This is a genomic window from Bradyrhizobium genomosp. III, assembly GCF_000261705.1.
Lineage (GTDB): Bacteria > Pseudomonadota > Alphaproteobacteria > Rhizobiales > Xanthobacteraceae > Bradyrhizobium > Bradyrhizobium ottawaense.
The window spans coordinates 1-7,416 of the sequence record NZ_AJQF01000378.1 but is presented as its reverse complement, the minus strand read 5'-3'; the positions used below and the strand labels follow the sequence as shown (position 1 = coordinate 7,416).

Here is a 7,416-nt window from a genome sequence, read left to right as displayed (position 1 = left end):
GGCCGCTGAACGGCAGCCGCACCCCGCAGCACGTCCAGAACATCGTGATCCGCGACTACGCGCGGCGCAAGAACCTGCAATTTCTGCTCAGCGCCGTCGAGCACATCATGCCCGGCAGCTACATGGTGCTCGAGGACATCCTGGACGAGTTGCCCCGCCTGGATGGCCTGATCCTCTACAGCATCTTCATGCTGCCGCCCGACGAGGCACGGCGACGGGAGATCTACGACCGCGTGCTGCGCGAGGGCTGCGACCTCCACGCCGCCGTCGAGGAGATCACGCTGTCGTCGCAGAAGGACATCCAGGCCGTCGAGGACATCCTGCTGGTCAATAAATACGCCACCATCCTGTGACGATGCCGCGGACCGGTTGGGCCCCATGAGCGAGATCAACCTGCTCCAACCGATGCACGCATCGACCAGGCGGAACTACGTTCAGCGCGTGGTCGAGCACGACAAGGCAGAATCCGCCACCGTCGCGCGGCAATGGGGGCAGGACTACTGGGACGGCGACCGGCGCTACGGCTATGGCGGCTATCGTTATGACGGACGCTGGCGCCCGCTCGCCCAGACCCTGATCGATCGCTACGGCATCAAGCCCGGCATGAGCGTGCTCGACGTCGGCTGCGGCAAGGGCTATTTGCTCTACGAGTTCAGCCAGCTTGTCCCCGACCTCAGGATCGCCGGCATCGACATCTCCGACTACGGCATCGCCAACGCCAAGGAGGAGGTGCGGCCGCTGCTGAAGGTCGGCAGCGCCGTCGAGCTCCCCTACCCCGATCACAGCTTCGACCTCGTGGTGTCGCTCGGCGTGCTGCACAACCTTCCGCTCGAGGACGTGTTCCGCGCGGTGTCGGAGATCGAGCGCGTCGGGCGCGGCACCTCGAAATATCTGATGGTGGAATCGTTCCGCAACGAGCGCGAGAAGGCGAATCTCCTCTACTGGCAGCTCACCTGCCTGAGCTTCCACGGCCCGGAAACCTGGGCGTGGATCTACGACAAATGCGGCTATCGGGGCGACCATGGGTTCATCTTCTTCGAATGAAGCCGGCCTGCGCCGGCCGACGTCGCTACGCGCGCAAAATCCGGAAGTGTATTATTCGGACGACGCCATCGTCACGGCGGATGACGCCACGATCGCGGAGCTGAAACGCATCGCCGCCGGCAACCCGCGTCTGCGCAGCCGGCTGTGCACGCACCCCGATCCCGCGTCCAGCCTGCACGAGATGCTGATCGTGCATCATCGCGAGGCCTATGTCCGGCCCCACAAGCATTTTGGCAAACCTGAATCGTTTCACGTGATCGAGGGCACTGCGCAGGTCGTGATCTTCGAGGATGACGGCCGCATTCGCGACGTCCTCGAGATGGCGCCCTACGGCCAGGGCAAGCGCTGCTATTACCGGATGCCCGAAAAGGTCTTCCACTCGATCCTGATCACCTCGGAATGGCTGGTGTTCCACGAAACCACCGCCGGCCCGTTCGATCCCTCACGCACGGCATTTCCCGACTGGGCCCCGGATGGCGGCGACGCTGCCGAGGTCCACGACTACGTCACGCGGATTGGTGCGCTCGCCGTGGAGCATCTGGCGAGACGGTAAATTTCGACCCCTATCGCTGCTCGACGATCCCGCCGTGAATGATCGAGGACGAAACCAGACGATGAAGCCGCCTGCAAAAGCACTGGTTACCCTGGTCAAGTTCGCGGTGTCGATCGGGATCCTGGTATTGCTCTTGCGCAGCCAGGACTTGTCGTCCCTGAAAGCCGATCTTCTCGCCGTCAACTTGAACATGCTGGCGCTTGCTGTGTTGCTGCTGTTCGCCCAGACCTTCATTCTCTGCCACCGCTGGATCCTGATCCTCCGCGCCATGAGCGTGCCCCTGAGATGGCTGGCCGGCTGGCGCATTCTGATCATCAGCACCTTTTTCAATCAGGTGCTACCCGCGGGCGGTGACGCGGTCCGGATCTGGATGCTGCGGCGGAATGGCGTGCAATGGTCGCAGACGATCGGCAGCATCGTGGCCGATCGCTTCCTGGCGCTGCTGGCGCTCGGTCTCATCGTCCTGGCGGGAATGCCGTTCCTGCTGCCTCGCGTCCACGACAACTCACTCCTTTTCGCGATCGTGACCGTTCTGGCGGCTGCATGCCTCGGCGCAATCGCCCTGGCGACGCTGGACCGGTGGCCGCCACGCTTGATCGCGACCGTGCCGGCCAGGATCGTGCAATTCGCGATGCTGGTCAGGGCTCCGTTGCTGGCGGCCGGAGGGCGGGCAATGTTGATCGTATCAGCCATTGTCGTCCACCTGATCACCGTTGCGACCTGCTATGTCCTCGCGATCGGACTGGAGGCGCCCCTCACCGCACTTGACGCCTTCGTGCTGGTCCCGCTCGTCATCCTGTCTTCCGCGGTCCCCATCTCGATCGGAGGCTGGGGCGTGCGCGAAGGCGCGATGGTCGCTGCGCTTGGCCTCGCCGGGATCGCATCCGACAAGGCGCTCGCGATATCGGTCCTGCTGGGTCTTGGCGGCCTGATCGTCGGGCTGTTCGGCGGGCTGGTATGGCTGATCGCGCCCGAGCGCACCGGCTTCAGCCCTGAGGAGGCGCGGGCCATCGCCGAACGAACCGATGCAGCGCCGGTCTAGCATGGGCAACGCCGGACAAGACCATGCGATGACATCTGCCGAGGTGCGTTTTCGTACCATCGTCGAGAGATGGTCGTGGCGCGCGCTCATTTTCGCGCCGGCCGCTCTTTCCATCTGGTGCCTGAACCGCGACGGCACTTATCGAACGCTGCTATTTGACGGTGGCTGGACAACGCGATTTTACGTCCTCGCCTGGATCGTCCTGACGCCGTATCTCGGCTGGTTCATCATGGCGACCGGCCGCCTGACGTTCTCGCTCATCAGGCACGAACCCACTCAGCGCGTCGACGAGTTCTTCGTCGGCGCGGCCACGCTCATCTTGACGGGATTTGGGCTAGGCGCTCTTTCCATCCTGTACCCACAAATCGTTCTCGGATTTGCGATCGCGGTGCTGCTGTGGGACAGCCGCAGCTTTCGGAAGCCGCAGAAACCCGCGGTGACCTTGCCGCTGATCGCAACATCGCTGCTGGGTCTTTGGCTTCTGGCGACGGTGTTCCTCGACCGCGCCATCATACCCGATGTCATTTCGACCGACGTTCAACAGCTCTACGCCCCGTATCTGGCGGAGGTCGCGAGAAATCACAGCATCTGGCTTGCGGCCGACAATCCCATCTTCTCCGACTTCGAGATCGGTCACGGAAACGGGCTGCACCTGTTGCTGGCGACGTTCCTGCCGCCCCACGTCGCCCAGATCGTTTCGTTTCTCTATTTCGTCGGGATCAGCGCTGTCATTTTCGAACTCGCCCGCCTCGTTCTTCCATTCCAGGCTTTCGGACGCCGATGCGAAGAGGCTGCGATCCCGATCGCGCTCGGCCTGGCAATTCTCGGGCTTGCTTGGCCGAGGACGGTGCCGACCGTTACACCCGGCCTCCACATCATGGAGTTTGGAAAGTACCACCTTCAGACAGCGGCATTCTTCGTCTATTTCCTGCTGGTCGTCATCCGCTCTTCCCAAAGTCGAGACAGGCTCGCCGCCGGCATTTGCGCCTTTGCCGTCGCGGCTTCCTATCCGCTCTACGCCGCGTTCGTCTTTTTGATCTCGGCGTTGGGAGTGCTCACCAAGGCGCTTCAGCGCGACCTGTCTGGCGTCATGACCGGCGTGCTGCTCGGGGTCGGAGCGATCGCCGGGTGCATATTGGCCTTCTCCGTCAATTATCTCTACCTCGGAATCCCGGCCACCAACCCGTATTCGCTGTTCCGGGGCGCCGCATCGGTCGAGCGTTTCTCACAATTCGGAAGCCTCGATATTCTCGACTATTTCGTGCTGGCGCAGTCGCTGGAGGTCAGCGACTTCCTCAGCAAGGCGGGGTTGTTCGCCTTCTTCAAGCAGGTCAGGTCCGTTCTCCTCGTTGCCATTGCTCTCGCGGCGGCAACTTGCACCGTGGCTTACATCGACTCGAAGCTGTTTCCGGATCGCTCCGGCGCCTCGAAGTCGCGAATGTCGTTCAATGCTGCGGGGCTCTTGATCATCATCGCCTACGTAGCCAGCGTCCGACTTCTGGATATGACGCTGAATATTCCGAGCCTGATCAGGCTATCCGTTCATGTCACCGCGCTATTCCCGCTGGCGACCGTGGCCATCACCTGTTGGGCGCTGGTTGTCGTGCGGCGGTTGGCCTCAACCTGGTCCCCCGGGCGCTACGCGCCTCATGTGGCCCTTCTGGCGCTCCTGATCACCTGCGCCTGGACAACCCTTTCCTATCCCTGGCAGAGCTTCAGGGACGACGGGACCGTCGCTTTTGTGACCGGGCGCCCCCTTCGCCAGTTGCCCCGTGTCAGCCTGGACTGGCAGCGCTGTGACGAACTGCAGCAATCGACGGGGTCTGAGCGCATTCTGCCTCTCAACGGCTATCGCGCGTTGGTGCCATGCTATTTCTCGCCGCTCCTCACGCGAGGCAAGGTCATTCATACCTATCAGAGCGATGTCGCGCGCGATTTCAAGAAGGTCGCGCTGGGGACTGCCGATACGGCGGAAACAACGCTTCGCGGGTTGGGGGTGAATCTCTTCTACGTCCAGAGGGAGAATTGCGATTTTTGGCTGAATGGGTTCTCAGACCTCTTCCAGAAAGAAGAACTGGCGAGACGTTTTGCGGTTCGCGCCGAGACTCCGCATTACTGGCTATTGACGTGGCGGGCTGGTGATCAGCCATTGACTCCGGAAACGGCAGCGGCAATCTCGACGCTGAGGACGAGATCGAAGGATATTTATCGAATGGCTTACGGTGTCGAGCCCTTTGAGGTGGTGAGGCACCAGTTGCCACCAGACGGCAAGCCAAGAGACCTCGCGATTCTCGATCAGTTGTCCAAATGCCGCTGAGGGTTGCTGATTTGACGGCGGAAAGCGATCCTCCGCGGAGACATCTACATGCATTCCGGTAAACGCTGGTCTTGGGGAGGCTGGCGAACAAGCGCGCGCGCCGGCTTGATGACGGCTCCATTCCTCATCGCGGCCTTAGGCCTACTGATCAAGGTTCCTCCCGAGGTCCAGTTCTTCAGCGGCGGCCCCTTGGTCGCCTGGAACAGCTTGTGTCTCGCTGTCCTCGCTCCCTACGTGGCTATCGCGTTTGTCGGAATGGGGGCCCTGCTCGTCAACCGCCTCGACGAAGGCAACGACCTCGACGCCGCGGATTTGCTCGTGCTGCAGTTCTTCGGCGGCGCTGCTCTGTGCGTCTTGATTGGCGTTTGCCTCGGTGCGGCGGGATTGCTCTTCCCGTGGATCACCATCCCATTCTTGACGGGCATTATCGCCTGGCACCTTGCGCGTCCATCCCGTGGCCGTTGGATACCATCTACGGCTGCGAAGTGGCTGCTGGTTGGACTAATCGGTTTGTCGGCCGTCGTGCTTCTGCTGGTGAAGGGCGTCGTGCTCGACGCGACGCGCGGTGATATCCCGCAACTTTATCTTCCGCTCCTCGCTGACCTGCAGAACCGCCACACCCTCTGGCTCGACCCCGAACAGCCAAAGCTGTTCTGGTTCTTGCTCGGCCGCGGCCACGGGGCCGACATGTTGCTCGTGAGCTTCGGTGGTCCGACGGCTCATCAAATCCTCTCGGTCGTCTACTTGCTGTCCATCGCGGCTCTGGTCCATCGCATGGCGGTGCGGCTGACAACGGGCTGGATACTGCCGGGATGCGCGGCCCTGATCGCAATGTGGTCGAGCTTCATCGGATTGGAGACGGGGCGCTTTCACTATGAGACCGGCGCCTTCCTCCTGTTCGTCTGTTGGGCAGGGCCGCTCTATGCCACCACCAAGGCCCGCGTGATCTTCCGCGCCTTGGTGCCAACCGTGATGTCCATCGCCATCATGGTCCCCCAGGCGGCGATCATCGCCACGGCCTTCTTGATGGCGGGAGCGGGCGCCGGCTGGTTCGCTCATGGCCCGCGCGGCATCGTGCGGCCACTCGGAGTGGCCGCAATCGGTCTTGGCACAGCGGCTCTCAGCCTTCTGGTCAACCAGATCTATCTCGGCATCGCCGAGGTCAATCCGATCGGCGTGTTCATGCCGCTCATCAACGTGGAGCGCTTTCGTCAAATCTCGAGCATCGAGCTCATGGTCTACGTAAACAACGCGCAGGGCATCAAATATGCAGGATTCTCGATGCGCGACATCGTGGCTGCTTTCGGCCGCCTGCGGGAGGTGCTCTGGAGCCTATTCTTTGGCACGAACTTCTGGACATACCCGGCTTTCATTGTCGCGTGCGCAGCCTTGCTCAGAGTACGGCGCCCCCAAGGAAATGGCCCATTCGTCGTAGGTCTCGCTCTCTGCCTGCTCGCTGTCATCAGCCTGATCACACTCACCTCACATGGAAGTCTGGAGCGCATGCTGGCCTTCCGATCGGTCGCAACTCCGCTCATTGCCATTTCAATCATCGTGCCGCTCGCCGATCTCTTTCGGCGGCGTCAGTTGCAACTTCGCCTCGTCTCTCTGCCTTCTGCGATGGTGACGATCGCTTTGGCGGCCCTTGTCGCGACTGTGGTTGCGAGGTCGCAGGGCGAGATAACGCGCGTGCGCATGCAGGGCGCCTTGGCGTTTGTCACCGGTCGCATCGGCCTGGTTGGCACCTCCCCGTCCTTTGACGACCTCGATCCACGCCGCTGTCGGGAGGTTTCAAGTCACGTCCCTGCTGATTGGCACATCCTCCCCGTCAATTCCGCTTTGCGTTTTCTGCCGACCTGCGCCGAGTCCCCTCTCCTGCCATCTGGCCGGGTCGTGGATACCTTGCATCCGGTGTTTCTGCCCGATTATGGAGACGTCCTGCTTGGGCCCGCCCCAATCAGCATTGCCGCGCTACGCCGCCACAATGTGAATGCCTTTTACATAGAGAGCGACCGGCTGGATTTCTGGGCGCATGGGCAAAGCCCGCTTTTTGATTCAGACAGCATGCCGCGCAATCTGGACGTCCTCCACGTCGGAGCTGATTACATCTTGCTGACATGGAAGGGCCTGGGAGCGCCGATCAGCGACGAACAGGTTGCAGCGATCACCGCGCTACGGAACCGCAGCCGCGTGACCGGTCCAGGCAAAGACTATTGGGATGGTATCGCAACGCTTGCGGCGTGGCGGTCCCGGCAAGACTCTACCGAAAAGTGAGCGGCCGCGCGCTTCCGCCTCCACCGCGGCGCGGCAAAGAGTCTTCGCGCGAAGCCGGACCCCATCCTGAATGGTCACCGCAAAATCCTGCCGAATCGGCTCTGTTTTTCGCGAGTCCGACGATCGGATAAGATGCCGGCGGACAGCGTGGGGGATCTCAACTTATCAATTGAGGTGCACGCTGTG

6 protein-coding genes are annotated in these 7,416 nt (G+C 62.0%); all 6 read left to right on the top strand.

Annotated features, from left to right (window positions below):
• Positions 1-353: LIC12192 family sporadic carbohydrate cluster protein (locus tag IC66_RS0130480; protein ID WP_038950201.1), on the top strand; the 353-nt coding region annotated here is incomplete at its 5' end.
• A gap of 25 nt (positions 354-378) precedes the next feature.
• Positions 379-1,044, top strand: coding sequence for a class I SAM-dependent methyltransferase (locus IC66_RS0130475; RefSeq protein WP_028141029.1), 666 nt, complete (start codon positions 379-381; stop codon positions 1,042-1,044).
• Positions 1,022-1,597: a WbuC family cupin fold metalloprotein gene (locus IC66_RS0130470; RefSeq protein ID WP_049801999.1), complete on the top strand. Its 576-nt coding sequence runs from the start codon at positions 1,022-1,024 to the stop codon at positions 1,595-1,597. Before IC66_RS0130475 ends, IC66_RS0130470 begins: the two co-directional genes overlap by 23 nt.
• Positions 1,563-2,639, top strand: a complete 1,077-nt coding sequence (locus IC66_RS0130465) for a lysylphosphatidylglycerol synthase transmembrane domain-containing protein (protein WP_244429194.1) — start codon at positions 1,563-1,565, stop codon at positions 2,637-2,639. Before IC66_RS0130470 ends, IC66_RS0130465 begins: the two co-directional genes overlap by 35 nt.
• 28 nt (positions 2,640-2,667) lie before the next feature.
• Positions 2,668-4,956: a hypothetical protein gene (locus IC66_RS0130460; RefSeq protein ID WP_038950198.1), complete on the top strand. Its 2,289-nt coding sequence runs from the start codon at positions 2,668-2,670 to the stop codon at positions 4,954-4,956.
• A 48-nt stretch (positions 4,957-5,004) separates the two neighbouring features.
• Complete coding sequence (locus IC66_RS0130455; RefSeq protein ID WP_157158106.1) at positions 5,005-7,230, top strand: hypothetical protein; 2,226 nt, start codon at positions 5,005-5,007, stop codon at positions 7,228-7,230.
• The last annotated feature ends 186 nt before the right edge of the window (positions 7,231-7,416 follow it).